Here is a 17,982-nt window from a genome sequence, read left to right as displayed (position 1 = left end):
AGCTATGAAAAATATAATAACAACCTATAAGGTTATTTTGCTCTTTGCAATGATATCTACATTTTTTACATGCTCTAAAGACGATGACACTGTACCACAGGATGAGCCAACGCCTATTGTTTTATCTTTTGACGTATTAATATCTGAACAAAACCCGTTTAGAGTGGCTGTAAATAATACTTCCACAGGAGCAAACGGATTAAGAAGTTATTGGCAGTTTTTTACAAACGGCCCTATAGTTGAAGATCAAGCTGGACCCGAAACTCATGTTTATGATGCGCCAGGCGACTATACCATAACACTTACAGTAGAAGGTCCTAACGGCGATGTTAGTACTAGTCAAGTAGTATCGATTACTGGACAGGCTGCTGCGAATCCCGCGCTAAAAGATGCAGCTGATAAATTTTCAATTGGCATGGCGGTTAGATCAGATAGACTAGACGGAAATCATGGTGAAATTTTAACCCGTGAATTTAATAACCTTACCGCCGAATTTGAAATGAAAATGAATATCATGTATCCTTCTCAGGGTAACTATGACTTTACAGCGGCCGATGCAATTGTGGACTATGGAATTGCGAATAATATGGATATTCATGGACATACTTTAATTTGGCATACAGCAACACCAACATGGGTGGAAAATTTCTCTGGTACAGATGAGGAGTTTGAAACGATGATTAAAGATTACATTACTACAGTATTAACTCGTTATGCTGGTAAAGTAAGATCTTGGGATGTGGTAAATGAAGCAGTTGAAGATGGTACTAATCAATTAAGAAATACTGTTTTTAGAAGACGTATGGGAGATAACTATATTGAAAAATGTTATCAATTTGCAAGGGATGCAGATCCAAATGTGGTTCTATTCTATAATGACTACAACATAACATTTGATGCAGGTAAGCAAGCTGCAATGTTTGATATTGTAGATAATTTGTCTTCAAAAAACCTAATAGATGGTGTTGGAGCCCAAGTGCACATAGCTTATAACTTTCCATCTGCGGCTCAAATACAGAGTGTAGTTAATGGCACCGTATCAAGAGGTTTAAAAATGCATTTTTCTGAGCTTGATATAAGGGCAAATCCAAATAATGATATTACATCCTTAACAGATGCAAGAGCAACTGCGCAAGAAAACAAGTTTAGAGAAGTGGTTGAAATTTATGATGCTATACCCGATGCTAATAAATTTGCGTTAACCGTTTGGGGTATGCGCGATAGCGAAACTTGGTTGATTGACTTTTGGGGGCAACCCGATTGGCCATTGTTGTATGATGACGATTTCAATACTAAAAAAGCTTACAGAGGCTTTTTAGAAGGATTGAACTAACAACTAACGCTGCAGCCTTATCTATAAGGCTGTTTTGTTAAGTGTAAAAAGTCTATTCATGGTTAAGTCTTAATATAAAGCTTAGTTTGTAACGTTTTTGTATAATTTTAATAAAGTTTAAACAGATACCATATAGTTGTAGTTTAATACAATTTACTTCTTTACTTTAGTTCTAGCGCTTATTTAACTAGTTTATGTTATTGTTAGAACAAACTAACTATGATTTTATTGGAAATATAATTCTTTCCATTCTTATGCTGGGTGTTTTATTTCTTATGCTACTATTTGTAAGAAAAATAATTACAACGGTATTAGATGGACTAGAGATGTTCTATGCCCTGTTTACAAAACGCCCGGTATTCGTGCATTGTTATCCTTTTAAGAGAAAGCTAAGTAAAGAACAGACCAGAATTTTAGAAAAAGAGTTTGTTTTTTATAGAAGATTAGATGAAAAACGAAAAAGTTATTTCAGGCATAGGGTAGCAACTTTCATTAGGAAGAAAACTTTTGAGGGCAAGAAAAATTTTGTAGTAACCAATGAAGTGAAGGTTTTAGTGTCAGCCACAGCAGCAATGTTGACCTTTGGTTTTCGAAATTATGAAATTCCATACATCAAAAATATTGTTATTTACCCGACGGAGTATTTCTCTAGATTTAGTAAAACCACCAATAAAGGAGAGTTTAATGCACGTCTTAAAACTCTGGTACTTTCTTGGGATAATTTCTTGGAAGGCCATGGGATAGAGGATGATAAATTGAATTTAGGAATTCACGAATTTGCACATGCCATTCACTTTAGTTGTATCAAAAGTGAAGACATTAATTCAATTTTATTTGTTGATACTTTTAACGAGTTAAGGAATATGCTTTCTAACAACAAAACATTGAAAACTAAACTCACAAATTCTAATTTTATAAGGAGTTATGCTTTTACCAACGATTCCGAGTTACTAGCTGTAATTATTGAAACATTTATTGAGTCTCCTCAGGTTTTTAAAATCCTGTTTCCCAATATTTACTTCAAGGTAAAACAAATGCTGAATTTTAATTTTGCTGGATATTAACGTTTTACATGATTTTTGTCATGCTTTTTTCGCTTTTCTATTTTTAATTTTAGTGATAACTAGATTAAATATTTTAATGACATGATACGAAAAGCACCAATTTCGATGATAATGACGGAGGATGTCATTACGTTAAAAAGAAACGACCAATTAGAGAAAGCGGAAACGTTATTTAAGCAATATAACATCAGGCACATTCCTGTAGTTCAGGATAATGTTATTGTCGGCATGCTGAGTTATTCAGATTTGCTTAGGTTAAGTTTCGCGGATGTAACAGATAGTAGTAATGATAGCGCAGCCGATGTCATGGTATACAGTATGTTTACTATCGATCAAGTGATGAAGAAAAGTATAGTTTGTGTATCACCTTCTAACTCTATTAAGGAGGTGGCCGAAATACTAGCTATTAAGGAATTTCATGCATTGCCTGTTGTCCATAATAATCAATTAATAGGTATCGTTACCACTACCGATTTGATAAACTATTTGCTAAGACAGTTTTAAGAATTGGCAATCAACTTTAAATTTTTGATGGTTTCAGGTTGATTGCTGCTTTTAAAAACGTGACTGCCAGCTACAAAAACATCTGCGCCAGCATCAACTAGTTGTTTGATGTTTTTATCGGTTACACCACCATCTATTTCTATTCTTGTATCTAAATTTTGCTCAGTAATCATTCTCCGGAGCTTTTTAACGCGGTTATAGGTGATATCCTCAAATTTTTGACCCCCAAAACCAGGGTTGATAGACATTAATAACACCATAAAACACTCCGGCAAAATATCTTCTAATACAGATACTGGAGTAGTTAAATTGAGCACGACACCAGCTTTACAGCCAGTAGCTTTTATTTGGGTTAGTGTTCTGTGAAGATGCACCGTGGACTCGTAATGTACTGTTATAATATCTGCGCCAACTTTAGCAAATTCCTCGATGTAACGTTCAGGTTTTTCTATCATTAAATGCACATCCAGCGGTTTTTTCGCGTGTTTTTTTATAGCCTGAATTACAGGCATGCCATAAGATATATTTGGTACAAAATGACCATCCATTACATCAATATGAAACCAATCAGCGTCACTGTTATTTACCATCTCAATGTCCCTTTGTAGGTTGGCAAAGTCTGAAGCTAGCATCGAAGGTGCAATTAGTTTAGAACTCATACTGTTAAAATTACATCTTACAAAAATAGGTTTTTAAAAAAGTATTATCCTACCGTTCGGATAAAGTTTTCTACCATGGTTATTAATTTATTCGCAATTTGATTATCCGCATTTTTTAACCAGCTCAAATATTCATTAAGTGCCCTAAACTCGTCACTGCTTCTTATGGTTGTAAATCCAAAATTGTAGTCTTCAAAAATACGTTCATCTATATTGATATTTATCACTTTAATCAAGTTTCCGTGTCTACTGTCATGTTTAATCCTTTTGAAAGTATTATCAACTATTTCTTGTTCACCTTCAAGTACTTGCAAAAAATTACCATTATGAAATATTAATATCCCGCTTATATTATTTTTAAGGTTGTTGTCTCTTGCTTTTTGATAAATGGTTTTAATATTCTTGACAGACGCATTAGTAGTGGAGCTACTTATGTAGCATATTGTTTTTAGCATTAATTGTTCTTGTGTTAGGGTTATGATACAAAAAGCAAATAGTTATCTTGTTGGTTTAGCTCTTAATCCTGTAAATATAAAATTCTTTTTATTCTTATTTTAAATAAGTTTGAATAAAAATAAACCCGCGGTAATCAGCCGCGGGTTCTTTCATCAATCAAAAAACGAACAGTTATGTGTAACTGTTGTTATTGTAATTTAGTCGTTACGCTATAGCGTAACTAACCTAAATATGTTTTTAATATTTTACTTCTAGACGTATGTTTTAATCTACGAATAGCTTTTTCTTTAATTTGTCTTACACGCTCTCTTGTTAAATCGAATGTCTCGCCAATTTCCTCTAAAGTCATTGGGTGTTGGTTTCCTAAACCAAAGTATAAACGTATAACATCTGCTTCACGCGGTGTTAAGGTTTCTAGAGCACGCTCAATTTCCGTACGTAAAGATTCATGCAATAACTCTTTATCTGGATTTGGCGACTCACCAGAATTCAATACATCGTACAAGTTAGAATCTTCACCTTCAACAAGCGGGGCATCCATACTTACATGACGCCCAGAATTCTTCATCGACTCTTTTACGTCATTAATAGTCATATCCAATTCCTTTGCAATTTCTTCAGCAGAAGGTGGACGTTCATGACTTTGCTCTAAAAACGCAAATGTTTTATTAATTTTATTAATAGAACCAATTTTATTTAATGGCAAGCGTACAATACGCGATTGTTCTGCTAAGGCTTGAAGAATCGATTGACGAATCCACCAAACAGCGTAAGATATGAATTTAAAACCACGTGTTTCATCAAAACGTTGGGCGGCTTTAATTAAGCCAAGATTACCTTCATTAATTAAATCAGGTAATGTTAATCCTTGGTTTTGATATTGTTTTGCTACAGAAACCACGAAACGCAAATTTGCTTTAGTTAATTTCTCTAAAGCTATTTGGTCACCAGCCTTGATACGTTGAGCTAACTCAACCTCTTCATCAGCAGTAATCAAATCTACCTTCCCAATTTCCTGTAAATATTTATCTAACGATGCGGTTTCTCTATTGGTAACCTGCTTCGTAATTTTAAGTTGTCTCATCTAATGTTCTCCTGTAATTTAATTGTGAATTTATAAGGCACTCAATAGTTATACGTATAAATGTCACATTTTGTTACAAAAAGCAGAAAAATATTTTTTTTGCTTCAATAATTAAGACCCAAAAGGTTTTAAAAAGTCACATTGGGAGAGATAGTATTTGACGTAGTTTCAATATTTATATTCGAATAAGCTTTTTATTGCTCAAGTTTAAATCTTCCAACATATCCTTGGAAAACTGAATATGACCTCTAGTAGTTATTAGTTTAAATTTGTGTGATTTTAAGTTGCTTAAGGTGTTTAGAAATAGCCATTTAGATTTTAATAGTTTAGGTTTTTCAGTTTTTAAACTTACATCAAAAATATGTTTCCTGCCTTCCTTTATAGCCACAATATCAGGAGTAATTGCAATATCACTTCCTTTTTTAATGTACGATTTTGGGGTTTCATAACCTTCTATATCTGCTTTAATATCTTCAAAACCCTCATTTTCTAGATAATTAATAGATTCTTCTAAAATATCTGAATACTTTTCTTTTTCGCTGTAAATCATTGTTGTTTTATTAAAGTTTAAACTAATTCATTAATATACAGGATAATATGAGAATGTCAAGTTTTTAACAGGGTTTAACGTTTTAATCACTCAAATCAAACGCTCATTTAATAAAAAAGGGCAGTTTATTATTCTGGGTTTTTTGATTGTTTATATAAAATTCTAGAGTCATTTTTTTCTTAGAAGTTCTTTATTTTTAAACATAATATATTTATTTTTAGGATATTATAAGGTTTAATCTAATATTTTTATGTATATCAAAAGATTTTATTGGGTAATAACTATTGAGAGGGCTAAAGAAATCTATAACATAAGAGTTTTATATTAGTGAGTGTTCATAAAATAGTTTTGATGTAAAAAATATAAATCATAAGACAATGAAAAATATACTAACTTCTGTATTAGTAGTAGTAGGCACATGTTTGGTGCTTACGAGTTGTAGTAAAAGTAATGATCAAGAAGAAGTATTTAATAATTTTAAATATGGGCGCTTAGAAGTAGTTATTAATGGTAAAGAACACGTTTCAGGACCTGTTTATCCAGCTCCGTATAACATTGATTATGAACGTATTGTGCTTTACTGTTACAATGGTATTGATGAGTTGGCCATTACTATAAGGTTTCCTCCTGAATTGGGGAGTTATAACATAAGCAGCAACGAGTCTAGTGCTAAATTAACCTATGGTGATCCCTTTGATTTTTTTGACCAAAATGATGATGGACCCACCATTGATTATTTTGCAGGAGAAGGCTTTGTAAATATAACTGAAATTACTGACGCAAGAGTTGTTGGAGAGTTTGAATTTACGGCTGAAGATGGTACTATTCTAGAACGGCAAAGATCAGTTAAAGAGGGTGCTTTTGATATTGAAAGAGAATAGTTTTTTAATACTGATAATTAAACGCTATAATGAAAACAGTGAAAGCATAGAAAACCTAGGTTTTTTTAAACATTTTATTGATACTTAATTGAGGGTTAGGGGATAACACTTTAAGCTATCTAAACCAAAAAAAACCGTTTCTTTTGAGGAAACGGTTTTAATATAGTCACTAAAAAGAATTACTCCTCTTTCTTATCTCCTCTAGGTCTTCTATCGTCTCTGCGGTTATCGCGTCCACGATTATCTCTACCTCGGTTATCACGTCCGCGTCCGCCACGATCATTATTTTCTCTTGGTGGTCTTGCTACGTAACCTTCAGGTTTTGGTAAAATAGCTTTACGAGATACTTTCTCTTTACGTGTTCTAGAATCTATTCCGAAGTATTTTACATCAAACACATCGCCCATGTTAACTACATCGCTAACATTTTCAGTACGTTCCCAAGCTAATTCACTTACGTGTAATAATACTTCGTTTCCTGGAGCATCTGTATATTCTACAACAGCACCAAAATCAAGCATTTTAATCACTTTAACTTCGTAAACGCTACCAACTTCAGGCTTAAATAATAAAGAGTCTATTTTTGCCATAACAGCATCAATACCTTTACTACCAACACCTAAAACTTCAACAACACCTTCTTCAGTAACAGGATCTTCATTAATAACAATAGTCGTCTCAGTTTCTTTCTGTAATTCTTGAATTACCTTTCCACCAGGACCAATTAAGGCGCCAATAAATTCGTTAGGAATACGTCTAGTCACCATTGTAGGTGCATGATCTTTAACTTCAGCATTTGGAGTTTCAATAGTTTCAGTAATCTTGCCTAAAATATGTAAACGACCTTCTCTTGCTTGTTTTAAAGCATTTACAAGAATTTCATACGATAATCCTTTTACTTTAATATCCATCTGGCAAGCTGTAATACCATCTTCAGTACCTGTTACTTTAAAGTCCATATCTCCTAAGTGATCTTCATCACCTAAAATATCAGAAAGCACTGCGTATTTCCCTGTATCAGCATCAGAGATTAATCCCATAGCAATACCAGAAACAGGTTTCTTAAGTTGAACACCAGCATCCATCATCGCCATAGTTCCAGCACAAACTGTTGCCATAGAAGACGAACCGTTAGATTCTAAAATTTCAGAAACTACACGAACTGTATAAGGACAATCTTCTGGCACCATACCTTTTAAAGCACGTTGCGCTAAGTTTCCATGTCCTACTTCACGACGTGAAGTACCACGAATTGGTCTAGCTTCACCTGTTGAAAATGGAGGGAAGTTATAATGTAAATAGAAACGCTCTTCACCTTCGTAAGATGGCATATCTATTTGGTTCGCTTCTCTACTTGTTCCTAAAGTTACAGTAGCTAACGCCTGAGTTTCCCCACGTGTAAATATCGAAGAACCGTGTGTAGAAGGTAAATAATCAACCTCACACCATATTGGTCTAATCTCATCTGTTTTTCTACCATCTAAACGTAAACCTTCATCTAAGGTTAAGTTTCTAATGGCCGATTTTTGAGCTTTCGCTACATATTTATGAATAAGTTTCCCTAATTCGTCTTGTTCTTCTTCAGAAAACGATTCAAAAACCTCTTCTTTTATTTTACTAAACGCTTCTCCGCGTTCATGCTTTGCAGAACCTGCTTTAGCAATGGCATACGTTTTGTCGTAAACCATATCGTGAATTTTCTTTGCTAAATCTTCATCTTCAACCGCTGGTTCATATTCACGTACTTCTTTTTTACCAAAAGCCTCAGCTAATTTTACTTGAGCAGCACATTGCACTTTAATCGCTTCATGTGCAAACTTAATAGCATCAGCCATTTCTTCTTCAGAAATCTCATCCATTTCACCTTCAACCATCATTACAGAATCGGCAGAAGCACCAATCATCATATCGATGTCAGACTCGAGTAATTGTGCTCTAGTTGGGTTGATTATGAATTCTCCATTTACACGACCTACTCTAGCTTCAGAGATTGGGCATTCAAACGGAAAATCTGATAATTGAATAGCTGCCGAAGCTGCTAAACCTGCCATAGCATCTGGCATAACTTCATCATCATGAGACATTAACTGAATCATTACCTGAGTTTCAGAATGGTAATCTTTTGGGAATAACGGACGTAAAACACGGTCTACTAAACGCATCGTTAAAACTTCGCCGTCACTAGGTCTAGCTTCTCTTTTAAAGAAACCACCAGGGTATCTTCCTGCTGCTGCAAATTTTTCTCTGTAGTCTACCGTTAAAGGTAAAAAGTCTACATCGGCAGCGTGATAGTTGGAAACAACTGTACACAAAAGCATACATTTTCCAGATTGTACAACAACAGAACCATGCGCCTGTTTTGCTAATTTTCCGGTTTCAATAGAAATTTCTCTACCGTCACCAAGGTTTATAACCTCTTTAAATGTCTGTGGAATCATAAATTTTTTCTTGTAATTTAAGCGTAAAACTGCCTAAATCATATTAAACAATGGTCGTTGTGTTGTGTGTAGTTGTTGTGTGTGCGACTGTAAAGTCTCGACCAATGAAAAACTATAATTAGCTTCTTCTAAAATTGCGAAGTTTATACTCTTTCGCAGAGTCATTTTTTAGCGGTGGCTGAGGTATTCGATGCCAGCGCAACCCTTCAACAAGCTCAGGGTAAAAAGAAAAAAGAGGCTTGCTCAATGCAAACCTCTCTTATCTTGTTTATTTTCTTAATCCTAATTCTTTTACTATGGCACGATATCTTAAGATATCCTTCTTAGTTAAGTAATCTAGTAAAGAGCGACGCTTACCTACTAGTTTTACTAACGAACGCTCAGTATTATAATCTTTACGATTCTTTTTTAAGTGTTCTGTTAAGTGATTAATTCTGTGCGTAAACAACGCAATTTGAGCTTCTGCAGTACCAGTATCGTTCTTTCCTTTACCGTGTTTTGCGAAGATTTTCTCTTTAGCTTCTTTTGTTAAATACATGCTAATATTATTGTAAATGATTGTTATGTACTATGAAAGTCTTTCTTTCAGGCGGCAAATATAGCATCTTTTTTGTATTTAATTGATTTTTTGTGTAACTTTTCGTTGTTTTTAAAAGTTACTTCCCTAGGTAACTATTTATTGGCTTTCAATAGAATAACCTGAAGTATTTACGTAAATATGAAATCACTCTTCCCGCGAGAAAGTTTCCCAGATTCTTACGACTCTCTTGAAAAAATTTTCAACAACACATACAACGGTATCGCCATCTTAACCCTTGATGGCGATTGGATTAAAGTAAATGATAGTATTTGTGAAATGTTAGGATACTCAAAAAACGAGCTGTATAACATGAAAATAGAAAATATTATTTTTCGGGATGATTTGGGTGTGCACGCCACGAAATACGATCGTCTTATGCAAGGAAAAATAAGTAGATATCGCGTGATGCAACGTTATTTTCACAAAGATGGCTCTATCATTTGGTTTTTAATTTCGGTATCATTGATTACTGCGCTAAATGGAAAGCCTACCCAAATGATTTGGCAGTTCTCAGATATTACTAGCAGAAAATTAAACCAAGACAAGTTAAAATTGATGTTAAGGGTGGTAAGAGAGCAAAATGAAAGATTATCCTCTTTCGCCAACATAGTAACACATAATTTGCGTTCTCATTCAGGAAATTTATCTACAATTAAAGGGTTTTTGGAAGATGAGTTTTCATGGCTTAAAGAGAATGAAAATTTTTCGTTACTATCAAAAGCTATTAATAATTTAGAAGAGACAGTTTCGCATCTTACTGAAGTTGCAAAAATTAAGCCCGTAGATGCAAATCGGCTAGAAACGCTAAACCTTTATGACTATGTAGAAAATGCCATTTATAATGTTACAGCTATAGCACGAAATACTAATACTACTATAATTAATGATATTGACGAAACCCTTAATATAAAAGGTGTACCGGCTTATCTTGATAGTATTGTCCTTAATTTTTTAACCAATGCTATCAAATATCGATCGGATGACAGGGATCCTCAAGTTGAATTGACATCGAGTATAGAGGATGAATATGTGGTTTTTAGGATAGCTGATAATGGTATGGGTATAGATTTAGAGAAATATGGCGATAAGTTATTTCAGCTTTACAAAACATTCCATACCAATAGAGATTCTATAGGTTTAGGGCTATTCATCACAAAAAACCATATTGAATCCATGGGAGGTAAAGTAGAGGTTGCAAGTGAAGTAGATATTGGGACAGAATTTTCTATATATTTTAAAAGAGCAAAAAAGGACTCAGCAACTATAGAGAGCTCCGAGTCTGAATCCTTTTCTAAATAAATACCTTTTAATTACACTCTTAAAGGGTCGTTTAAAATTAAGTCAATGTACTTATTTATATTGTCTTTTAAATCTTTTCTATGTGTAATAAAATCTAGGAAACCATGTTCTAAAAGGAACTCTGATGTTTGAAATCCTTCGGGCAATTCTTTTCCAGTGGTGTCTCTTACAATTCTTGGGCCAGCAAAACCAATTAACGCTCCGGGTTCGCTAATATTAATATCACCTAACATGGCGAATGATGCCGTAGTTCCACCTGTAGTGGGGTCAGTACACAAAGATATATAAGGTATTTTAGCTTCGGCCAATTGTGCTAATTTAGCTGAGGTTTTTGCTAACTGCATCAAAGATAAAGCAGCTTCCATCATTCTAGCACCACCAGATTTTGAAATTACTACTAATGGAACATTATGTTTCAGGGAATAATCAGCTGCACGCGCAATTTTTTCGCCTACAACGCTTCCCATTGAGCCACCAATAAACGCAAAGTCCATACAGGCAACAACTAAGTCCTTACCTTTCGATTTTCCAACAGCCGTCCTTACTGCATCTTTTAATTTGGTTTTTTCTTGGGCAGCCTTTAATCTATCGGGGTATTTTTTAGTATCAACAAATTTTAGAGGGTCTTTAGATTCAAGCTTAGCATCTAGCTCTTTAAACTTGTTGTCATCAAAAAGGATCTCAAAGTACTCATTACTGCCAATTCTTACATGGTAACCATCTTCTGGACTTACATAGAAGTTTTGTTCTAGTTCTTTTGTGTCAACAATTTTACCTGTAGGAGATTTGTACCACAGGCCTTTGGGAGTATCTTTTTTTTGCTCTGTTGAAGTTTGTATTCCTTTATCTTTTCTTTTGAACCAAGACATATTGATTTAAGATTTTAAAGTAACGAGTTTATATTTAAGGAATTAGCGTTACGGTTATTTCAGTTAGTCTATTTATGATGTTTCAATTTATGGAAGATAAATTAAAAATCGATGCACAAAATTAATTCTTTTTTTAATTTTTTGATGTTTAATGCATGGTTTTATTAGCTATGTGATTATAAATAGCTGTGTGACAGTGCGTAAACAAAAAGGTTTTGCGTTAAGCAAAACCTTTTTAATCTTAAATTTATGTAGTGTAAACTTTACAAACTATTTACGTTGTTTAAATCTTCAAACGCTTTTTTAAGTCTTTCTACAAATGTTTTTTCACCTTCTCTTAACCAAACTCTTGGATCGTAGAATTTTTTGTTAGGTACATCATCACCATCTGGATTACCAATTTGAGACTTTAAATACTCAGATTTTCCACCCATGTAGTCTCTAATTCCAGTCATGTATGCATACTGTAAATCGGTGTCAATATTCATTTTAATTACACCGTAACCAATGGCTTCTCTAATTTCTTCTACTGTTGAACCAGAGCCACCATGAAAAACAAAATCAATATGATTGTGCTCAACACCGTATTTCTCTGTGATATACTCTTGCGAGTTTTTTAAAATTTTTGGAGTTAGTTTTACGTTTCCTGGTTTATAAACGCCATGTACATTTCCAAATGCTGCGGCGATAGTAAATCTGTGGCTTACTTTGCTTAATTCTTCATAAGCATAGGCAACTTCTTCTGGCTGCGTGTATAATTTAGAAGCGTCTACATCTGTATTATCAACGCCATCTTCTTCTCCACCTGTAATACCCAGCTCTATTTCTAAGGTCATACCAATTTTAGACATGCGCTCTAAATATTGCTTACAGATGTCTATATTTTCTTCAATTGGCTCCTCAGATAGATCAATCATATGAGAACTGAATAATGATTTCCCAGTTTCTTTATAATGCAATTCATTGGCATCTAGTAACCCATCAATCCAAGGCAATAACTTTTTTGCACAGTGATCTGTGTGTAAAATAACAGTTACTCCATAAGCTTCGGCCAAAGTATGTACATGTTTTGCTCCTGCAACAGCGCCAGCAATAGCTGATTTTTGTCCATCATTACTTAAGCCCTTTCCTGCATTAAACTGTGCGCCACTATTTGAAAATTGAATAATTACTGGAGCGTTTAAATCTCTAGCAGCTTCCATAACGCCGTTTATACTATTTGAACCAATTACGTTTACAGCCGGTAATGCATACCCATTTGCTTTTGCATGGTTAAAAATAGCTTGAACTTCATCTCCTGTAGCAACGCCAGGTTTTATATTATGTGCCATTGTTTTTATTGGTTTTTTGTTTGATTGACAAAAATAGTCATTTTTATGATTTCTATCTCAATGATTACCAGTGAAAATAAGATTTATAGCCTAAAACGTTATAGTTATTTATTGAGAAAATAAAACAGTTGTGTTAGAAAGGATAGTTAATACCGATGTTGTATACCGCATTTTTAAAATTGTAATCGTTAAACCATCGATTATCATCACGATAGGAGGGATCATAGGTTTTAAATCCTACGTCAAAACGAAACAAAAAGAAGCTAAAATCGTAACGTAAGCCAAAACCAGAACCAACAGCAATATCCTCTAAAGAGTTTATACCAGAGAATGTAGCCCTGGGGTCGTCAACATCATCTAAAACATTCCAAATATTTCCGGCGTCTACAAACAAAGCACCGTTTAAATCACCAAACAAATTAAAACGCTGTTCAGCGCTTACGGCAATTTTTAAGTTAGCTTCATTAAATTCATCCGTACTTTCAGAGCTTCCTGGTCCTAAAGCGTATGCTGTCCAAGCTCTATTATCATTGGCACCACCACCGAAGAAACTTTTTGCAAAGGGAATATTGTCTGAATTGCCATAGGGAATAGCTATGCCAAAAAAGCTTCGAATAGCAAAAATGTTTTGTTTGCCTAGATCCCAACGTTTTACATAATCAAATTCAGTTTTTATATATTGGGAAAAAGCTACATCAAGAAGCTCGTATCTGTCGTCAGCATCTTTTTGCAAACCCAACAACCTGGAGGCATTCGCCAAAAGTGTTCCCGCAGATTCAATTCTAAATCTGAAGATAGAAAAATCTTCATCCAATAAATTTAAGCGGTTATCCTTTATAAAGCTGAAGCTGGTAGAAAGTATTAGGTTGTCTTCGGTTAATCTATCCCTACGTTCGCCTATGGCCGAAACCCGCCTAAAATCTTCATTATTAGGAGTAAGGGATGTGTTGTTGTTTATTACGTCGGTAATAAATAGTTCTGGTTCTCCTGCATTTACCGAAAGGTCTTCACCATTATTGTAATTAATGGATTTAGAGATATCATTTAGCCTTCTGTAAGAGGTGGTATATATGTTAAAATAGTTTTCAATATTTAGGTTTCTTACGTATTGTACGTTAAACAGGTCTAGCTGGTTGGTTACTTTGGTATTAGGCCTCCAATTATAACTGAATATACCGCTTAACGCTTGTTTGTTCAACCCAATATTGGTTTGCCCAGAGCCAGATAAGGTAATTCTGGTAGAAGGCGACATATATTTTGGGATAATATTTTCAGTATTAAACGGTGAGAATATTCTGGGTATGGTAAGTCTTAAATCTAAAGCCAATTCATTAATGTTAAAAAACGGGTCTCCATCTTGCCGTCCAGCGTCATTTGAAGAACCGATAGCTGCCGTTCCAGAAATTTCAAAAGTTTCGGCACCTTTAAAAATATTTCTAATTGTTAAGCTGGGATTAAGTGCCAAACCTATTCTTTGAATATTACTTGTTGAGGCCTCTGTGCTAAAACCTAGGCTAAACTTTTTTAACGGTGTTAGATAAATATTTGCGGTAAGGGTGGTGTCGTTCTCTTCTACATAATCGATGTCAGGATATTTAAACGTTCGCAATTCATTTAAATGTCTGTAGGTATAGGTTCTATCAATGTCTTTAAATAAAGAATTTGGTGCTATAAAAATAGCATCAGTTATAGCTTTGGGTTTAAATCGCATATCCCCATAGCTATAAAGGTTAAAGCCCTTGTAAGTAGTGGAATCTTTTACAGGGGTGCCGTCGTTAATATAGGTATGATCGGTGTAGATATTTACATTTTTTACCTTGAAAATTTTAAATGGCTTACGAACGATAGAGTCTGGGGTTCTGATAGCTCTGTTCTGTATATTGAAGTTTACATTTACTTTATTGTTAGTACCAATGGTGTCAATTTCAACAGAAATATAATCCTGTTTAAAATGAAATAATCCATGATTTCTTAATAACCCAGAAATTCGTTCGCGTTCCAATTCAAAATTTATAGTTTTATATTGCTCACCTTTTTTTACCAATGCATTTTTTTTGAATCTAGGATATAAGGTTTCCACCGCTGGAGAAGCTATATTTTCAGAAATGGAGTCGATAATAAAAGCTGGCCCTTTTTTAATGTTATATATTACCTCGGCACGCTTGTTCTCCTTTTTTTCAATATTATATGCTCCTGAAACATTAAACCAACCATTATTAACGTAATAATCTTGAATACGCTTTACAGATTTTTTGGTTTTGTCTTCACTCAAAATTATAGGCGCCTCACCTGTTTTTTTCAGCCATTGGTTAAAATGAAGTTTAGACTCTTGCATTTTGTAAAACTGCTTTTTCGATAAAAAGCGCTTTAAGCCTTTTTTACTGGTATCTGCAAGTTTTATGGCCAGTATAGAATCTATATTTGGACGCGCTAGGTTATATATGTGAAGGCGCAGTGGTACTTTGCTATTAGGCTTTTGATAGAGTAAGTTGTTAAGTGTTTCGGATTTGTTTTTTTTTTCATCAACTATAATGATGTTGTTGGTTAACAGATGCTCATCTTCTGCAACTCTCTTAACCAAGCTGCACGATGTAAAACAGCTAAAAAGCACAAAACATGATAGAATTATAATAAGTTGCTGTTTCAAATACACTTGCAATAAAACCTTATAGATTTTTATTAAAATTAAGTTGAGTTTCAATTGGCTTAACTTACGGCTATTGTTTTCAAAAATACATTATTTCAAATTAAATTAGCCCAGTAAAACCCGAGTAAAAATAGTTTAGCTTTTTCTTTATGTTTGCATATCGATTTTAACCAGATGCTTTCTAAAAACCAAATAAAATTTATTAAACGATTAGGTCAAAAAAAATATAGACTTGCAGAAGGCTATTTTGTGGTTGAAGGTGTTAAAACGATAAAAGAGCTTCTACAATCTCATTTTGAGCTTCATCAATTATATACGACGGAATCTTTCAATATTGATGCCAAAACTGAAAATTTAATTTCAGAAGCAGATTTAAAACGTATTAGTTTTTTAAAAACACCAAATAAGGCACTAGCTGTATTTAATATACCTAAACCCAATCACGTTGATTATGAGGGGTTAATTGTGGCATTAGACGATGTGCGCGACCCTGGGAATTTAGGCACTATCATCAGATTGTGTGATTGGTTTGGGATTAAGGATTTGGTATGTAGCGCACAAACGGTAGATTGCTTTAATCCAAAGGTTTTGCAGGCCACAATGGGCTCAATTTCAAGAGTTAATGTAAGTTATTTAGATTTGAGTTCTTTCTTAAGCAATACACAGCTCCCAGTTTTTGGAGCTTTTATGGATGGGCATAATGTGTATAAAAGCAAATTGTCTGAAAACGGAATTTTAGTGATGGGCAATGAAGCCAATGGGATTTCCAAAAATGTTGAACGAGAAATAACAAAACGCATAGCTATACCAAGATTTGGCAATTTAAAGGCTACAGAAAGTTTAAATGTGGCTACTGCGACAGCTATTTTATTGAGTGAATTTAGAAGGACTTGATAAAGTGTTCAGCCTTAAAATGGCAATTTATCGCATTATTAACCGTTTTTTGAAATGAATATGACTGTTTCTCGACCTTAGATATTGAATATAACCTAAAAAATAGAATATGAAAAAGATACTTTTATTAACTATGTCTTTATTTGCACTAATTGCTTGCAATAATGACGATGATGAAAATACAACAGAGCCACCATTAGAAAGTTTTGATTACAACGAAACGCTTAGTGGAGACCTTTCAAATGGGTTTGATACCCCCACAAATCTTGCGTTTATAGTTGGTAATAATACTTTAAATGCCAGTCAGTCTTCGTCTGATGTTGATTACTTTACATTTACTGTCCCTTCGGAAAGTGAGCTTATTGAAATTACTTTAGATGATTATCAATCTACCGATGACGTTGCGTTTATTGGTATTGTAGCTAGTAGCGCTTTCCCAAATGATGCTTCAAATACTGGAGCAGGTGATTTATTGGGCGGTACGCTTTATGGTGTCTCAAACAGAGGCAATGATATTTTGGCAAGCATGGGAACTTTAAGCGGAGCACAAGGATTTACAGGAGCCTTAGGTTCAGGTAATTATACTATTTGGTTAAACCAAACTGGTGCTTCTTCTGAAGCCTTTTTCAATTTTAAAATTAGAAAAGCAAATTAATATTCTGAATTACTGAAACGTAAAATTGATAAAGACACCTCTGGTTTGCATACTTGTAATGTTGCTTGTCCAAGGGCTATTTGGGTTATCATCCCTAACTAATTCATCTCCCATCCCAAAAAGTCCACGAATGGAAGGTGTGAATTTAAAATTGTAGAGATAAAAGTCAATGCCAAATCCTAATTCATAAAACAAGGGTCTGCTTGTGGTTCTAAACTGCCCTTTGCTGTTGTCATCAGGATTGTTTTCATTACTTGATAAATTTATCGCTGTAGAAAAACCACCTATTATAAAAGGCTTAAAATTATTGATACGTTTGGCAGATATTTTTAAAAGTAACGGTATGTGAATGTATGTGGACTTTACCTCACGAGACAGGTCAGATTCTTTAAAATCAACACCTTGAAAATATTGTTCGCTATAAAACAATTCTCTTGTAGTGATAAAGAGCCCTGGTTCTAGTCTTAAATCCAAAAAACTATTTATTCTCATATTACCTATCAGTCCTACGCTAAAGCCTGGACTGGTATCCACGTAAATATCACGTAAATCCTCGTTGTAGTCAAAATTAAAATCGTAATTGTTTATACCTAAAAAATACCCCCAACGCAAAAATTTAAAGTCGGTAGTACCACGGCCTTGATTTGCATCGTAGATAATTTTTTCCTTTTTAAATAACTGTGCTTGCGTTGTTTGAAACGTTAGGAGGAAAACAAAACCGACTAAAATTTGCTTCAT

The 17,982-nt window shown here is 34.1% G+C and carries 17 protein-coding genes; 7 read left to right on the top strand and 10 right to left on the bottom strand.

All coding sequences use genetic code 11. The features are described from left to right. Positions 1 to 4: 4 nt before the first annotated feature. From AC1B0Z_RS08180 to AC1B0Z_RS08170, 3 genes are all read left to right on the top strand, one after another. Positions 5 to 1,333, top strand: coding sequence for an endo-1,4-beta-xylanase (locus AC1B0Z_RS08180; RefSeq protein ID WP_483795154.1), 1,329 nt, complete (start codon positions 5 to 7; stop codon positions 1,331 to 1,333). Between the two features lie 194 nt (positions 1,334 to 1,527). Continuing rightward, positions 1,528 to 2,397, top strand: a complete 870-nt coding sequence (locus AC1B0Z_RS08175) for a zinc-dependent peptidase (protein WP_483795153.1) — start codon at positions 1,528 to 1,530, stop codon at positions 2,395 to 2,397. 81 nt (positions 2,398 to 2,478) lie between these two features. Beyond that, positions 2,479 to 2,901 (top strand): CBS domain-containing protein, encoded by a 423-nt coding sequence (locus AC1B0Z_RS08170; protein ID WP_483795152.1) that lies wholly within the window; start codon positions 2,479 to 2,481, stop codon positions 2,899 to 2,901. Here AC1B0Z_RS08170 and rpe read toward each other — a convergent pair. The 4 genes from rpe to AC1B0Z_RS08150 form a co-directional block, all read right to left on the bottom strand. Further along, positions 2,898 to 3,560, bottom strand: coding sequence for a ribulose-phosphate 3-epimerase (gene rpe, locus AC1B0Z_RS08165; protein ID WP_483795151.1), 663 nt, complete (start codon positions 3,558 to 3,560; stop codon positions 2,898 to 2,900). The genes AC1B0Z_RS08170 and rpe overlap by 4 nt on opposite strands. A 44-nt stretch (positions 3,561 to 3,604) precedes the next feature. Next, the gene (locus AC1B0Z_RS08160; protein WP_483795149.1) at positions 3,605 to 4,015 is read right to left on the bottom strand and encodes a BLUF domain-containing protein; all 411 of its coding nucleotides are present in this window, start codon (positions 4,013 to 4,015) and stop codon (positions 3,605 to 3,607) included. A 221-nt stretch (positions 4,016 to 4,236) separates the two neighbouring features. Beyond that, complete coding sequence (locus tag AC1B0Z_RS08155) at positions 4,237 to 5,100, bottom strand: sigma-70 family RNA polymerase sigma factor (RefSeq protein ID WP_019387909.1); 864 nt, start codon at positions 5,098 to 5,100, stop codon at positions 4,237 to 4,239. Positions 5,101 to 5,275: 175 nt separating this feature from the next. After that, positions 5,276 to 5,650, bottom strand: a complete 375-nt coding sequence (locus AC1B0Z_RS08150; protein ID WP_483795147.1) for a hypothetical protein — start codon at positions 5,648 to 5,650, stop codon at positions 5,276 to 5,278. A gap of 377 nt (positions 5,651 to 6,027) precedes the next feature. Between AC1B0Z_RS08150 and AC1B0Z_RS08145 the strand changes: the two genes are divergently transcribed. Continuing rightward, entirely contained in the window at positions 6,028 to 6,531 is a 504-nt protein-coding gene (locus AC1B0Z_RS08145) for a DUF6252 domain-containing protein (RefSeq protein ID WP_483795146.1), read from the top strand. Between the two features lie 179 nt (positions 6,532 to 6,710). On the opposite strand, the gene AC1B0Z_RS08140 is transcribed toward AC1B0Z_RS08145, so the two are convergent. Together AC1B0Z_RS08140 and rpsO are read right to left on the bottom strand one after the other, a co-directional pair. Further along, entirely contained in the window at positions 6,711 to 8,969 is a 2,259-nt protein-coding gene (locus tag AC1B0Z_RS08140; protein ID WP_483795144.1) for a polyribonucleotide nucleotidyltransferase, read from the bottom strand. 268 nt (positions 8,970 to 9,237) lie between these two features. Continuing rightward, positions 9,238 to 9,507: a 30S ribosomal protein S15 gene (gene rpsO / locus AC1B0Z_RS08135; RefSeq protein ID WP_130963084.1), complete on the bottom strand. Its 270-nt coding sequence runs from the start codon at positions 9,505 to 9,507 to the stop codon at positions 9,238 to 9,240. A gap of 180 nt (positions 9,508 to 9,687) precedes the next feature. Here rpsO and AC1B0Z_RS08130 point away from each other — a divergent pair, with 180 nt between their 5' ends. Continuing rightward, complete coding sequence (locus AC1B0Z_RS08130; protein WP_483795143.1) at positions 9,688 to 10,848, top strand: PAS domain S-box protein; 1,161 nt, start codon at positions 9,688 to 9,690, stop codon at positions 10,846 to 10,848. An 11-nt stretch (positions 10,849 to 10,859) separates the two neighbouring features. On the opposite strand, the gene accD is transcribed toward AC1B0Z_RS08130, so the two are convergent. The 3 genes from accD to tamL all read right to left on the bottom strand — a co-directional run bounded on the left by accD (position 10,860) and on the right by tamL (position 15,659). Continuing rightward, the gene (gene accD, locus AC1B0Z_RS08125) at positions 10,860 to 11,717 is read right to left on the bottom strand and encodes an acetyl-CoA carboxylase, carboxyltransferase subunit beta (protein ID WP_483795141.1); all 858 of its coding nucleotides are present in this window, start codon (positions 11,715 to 11,717) and stop codon (positions 10,860 to 10,862) included. Positions 11,718 to 11,980: 263 nt separating this feature from the next. Beyond that, entirely contained in the window at positions 11,981 to 13,048 is a 1,068-nt protein-coding gene (fbaA, locus tag AC1B0Z_RS08120) for a class II fructose-bisphosphate aldolase (RefSeq protein ID WP_483795139.1), read from the bottom strand. A gap of 133 nt (positions 13,049 to 13,181) precedes the next feature. Further along, the gene (gene tamL / locus AC1B0Z_RS08115) at positions 13,182 to 15,659 is read right to left on the bottom strand and encodes a translocation and assembly module lipoprotein TamL (protein ID WP_483795279.1); all 2,478 of its coding nucleotides are present in this window, start codon (positions 15,657 to 15,659) and stop codon (positions 13,182 to 13,184) included. A 210-nt stretch (positions 15,660 to 15,869) separates the two neighbouring features. On the opposite strand from tamL, the gene AC1B0Z_RS08110 reads away from it, so the two are divergent. Together AC1B0Z_RS08110 and AC1B0Z_RS08105 are read left to right on the top strand one after the other, a co-directional pair. Then, positions 15,870 to 16,589, top strand: a complete 720-nt coding sequence (locus AC1B0Z_RS08110; RefSeq protein ID WP_483795138.1) for a TrmH family RNA methyltransferase — start codon at positions 15,870 to 15,872, stop codon at positions 16,587 to 16,589. Positions 16,590 to 16,698: 109 nt separating this feature from the next. Further along, positions 16,699 to 17,244, top strand: coding sequence for a hypothetical protein (locus AC1B0Z_RS08105; protein WP_483795136.1), 546 nt, complete (start codon positions 16,699 to 16,701; stop codon positions 17,242 to 17,244). Between the two features lie 9 nt (positions 17,245 to 17,253). On the opposite strand, the gene porT is transcribed toward AC1B0Z_RS08105, so the two are convergent. Then, positions 17,254 to 17,982 carry a type IX secretion/gliding motility protein PorT/SprT gene (gene porT, locus AC1B0Z_RS08100; RefSeq protein ID WP_483795134.1) on the bottom strand — a complete coding sequence of 243 codons (729 nt, stop codon included), beginning with the start codon at positions 17,980 to 17,982 and terminating at the stop codon, positions 17,254 to 17,256.

It is taken from the genome of Hyunsoonleella sp. J2K-J805 (genome assembly GCF_057167125.1).
Note: the sequence above shows the minus strand (reverse complement) of the source record. Positions and strands in the feature narration are given on the sequence as shown.

What these genes read in the sequence shown, in the direction of transcription:
- AC1B0Z_RS08110 (WP_483795138.1), top strand. Translation starts at nt 15,870, where the DNA reads ATGCTTTCTAAAAACCAAATAAAATTTATTAAACGATTAGGTCAAAAA.
- fbaA (WP_483795139.1), bottom strand. Translation starts at nt 13,048, where the DNA reads ATGGCACATAATATAAAACCTGGCGTTGCTACAGGAGATGAAGTTCAA.
- rpsO (WP_130963084.1), bottom strand. Translation starts at nt 9,507, where the DNA reads ATGTATTTAACAAAAGAAGCTAAAGAGAAAATCTTCGCAAAACACGGT.
- AC1B0Z_RS08180 (WP_483795154.1), top strand. Translation starts at nt 5, where the DNA reads ATGAAAAATATAATAACAACCTATAAGGTTATTTTGCTCTTTGCAATG.
- AC1B0Z_RS08105 (WP_483795136.1), top strand. Translation starts at nt 16,699, where the DNA reads ATGAAAAAGATACTTTTATTAACTATGTCTTTATTTGCACTAATTGCT.
- AC1B0Z_RS08160 (WP_483795149.1), bottom strand. Translation starts at nt 4,015, where the DNA reads ATGCTAAAAACAATATGCTACATAAGTAGCTCCACTACTAATGCGTCT.
- AC1B0Z_RS08140 (WP_483795144.1), bottom strand. Translation starts at nt 8,969, where the DNA reads ATGATTCCACAGACATTTAAAGAGGTTATAAACCTTGGTGACGGTAGA.
- AC1B0Z_RS08130 (WP_483795143.1), top strand. Translation starts at nt 9,688, where the DNA reads ATGAAATCACTCTTCCCGCGAGAAAGTTTCCCAGATTCTTACGACTCT.
- AC1B0Z_RS08155 (WP_019387909.1), bottom strand. Translation starts at nt 5,100, where the DNA reads ATGAGACAACTTAAAATTACGAAGCAGGTTACCAATAGAGAAACCGCA.
- accD (WP_483795141.1), bottom strand. Translation starts at nt 11,717, where the DNA reads ATGTCTTGGTTCAAAAGAAAAGATAAAGGAATACAAACTTCAACAGAG.
- AC1B0Z_RS08175 (WP_483795153.1), top strand. Translation starts at nt 1,528, where the DNA reads ATGTTATTGTTAGAACAAACTAACTATGATTTTATTGGAAATATAATT.
- rpe (WP_483795151.1), bottom strand. Translation starts at nt 3,560, where the DNA reads ATGAGTTCTAAACTAATTGCACCTTCGATGCTAGCTTCAGACTTTGCC.
- AC1B0Z_RS08150 (WP_483795147.1), bottom strand. Translation starts at nt 5,650, where the DNA reads ATGATTTACAGCGAAAAAGAAAAGTATTCAGATATTTTAGAAGAATCT.
- AC1B0Z_RS08170 (WP_483795152.1), top strand. Translation starts at nt 2,479, where the DNA reads ATGATACGAAAAGCACCAATTTCGATGATAATGACGGAGGATGTCATT.
- AC1B0Z_RS08145 (WP_483795146.1), top strand. Translation starts at nt 6,028, where the DNA reads ATGAAAAATATACTAACTTCTGTATTAGTAGTAGTAGGCACATGTTTG.
- porT (WP_483795134.1), bottom strand. Translation starts at nt 17,982, where the DNA reads ATGAAGCAAATTTTAGTCGGTTTTGTTTTCCTCCTAACGTTTCAAACA.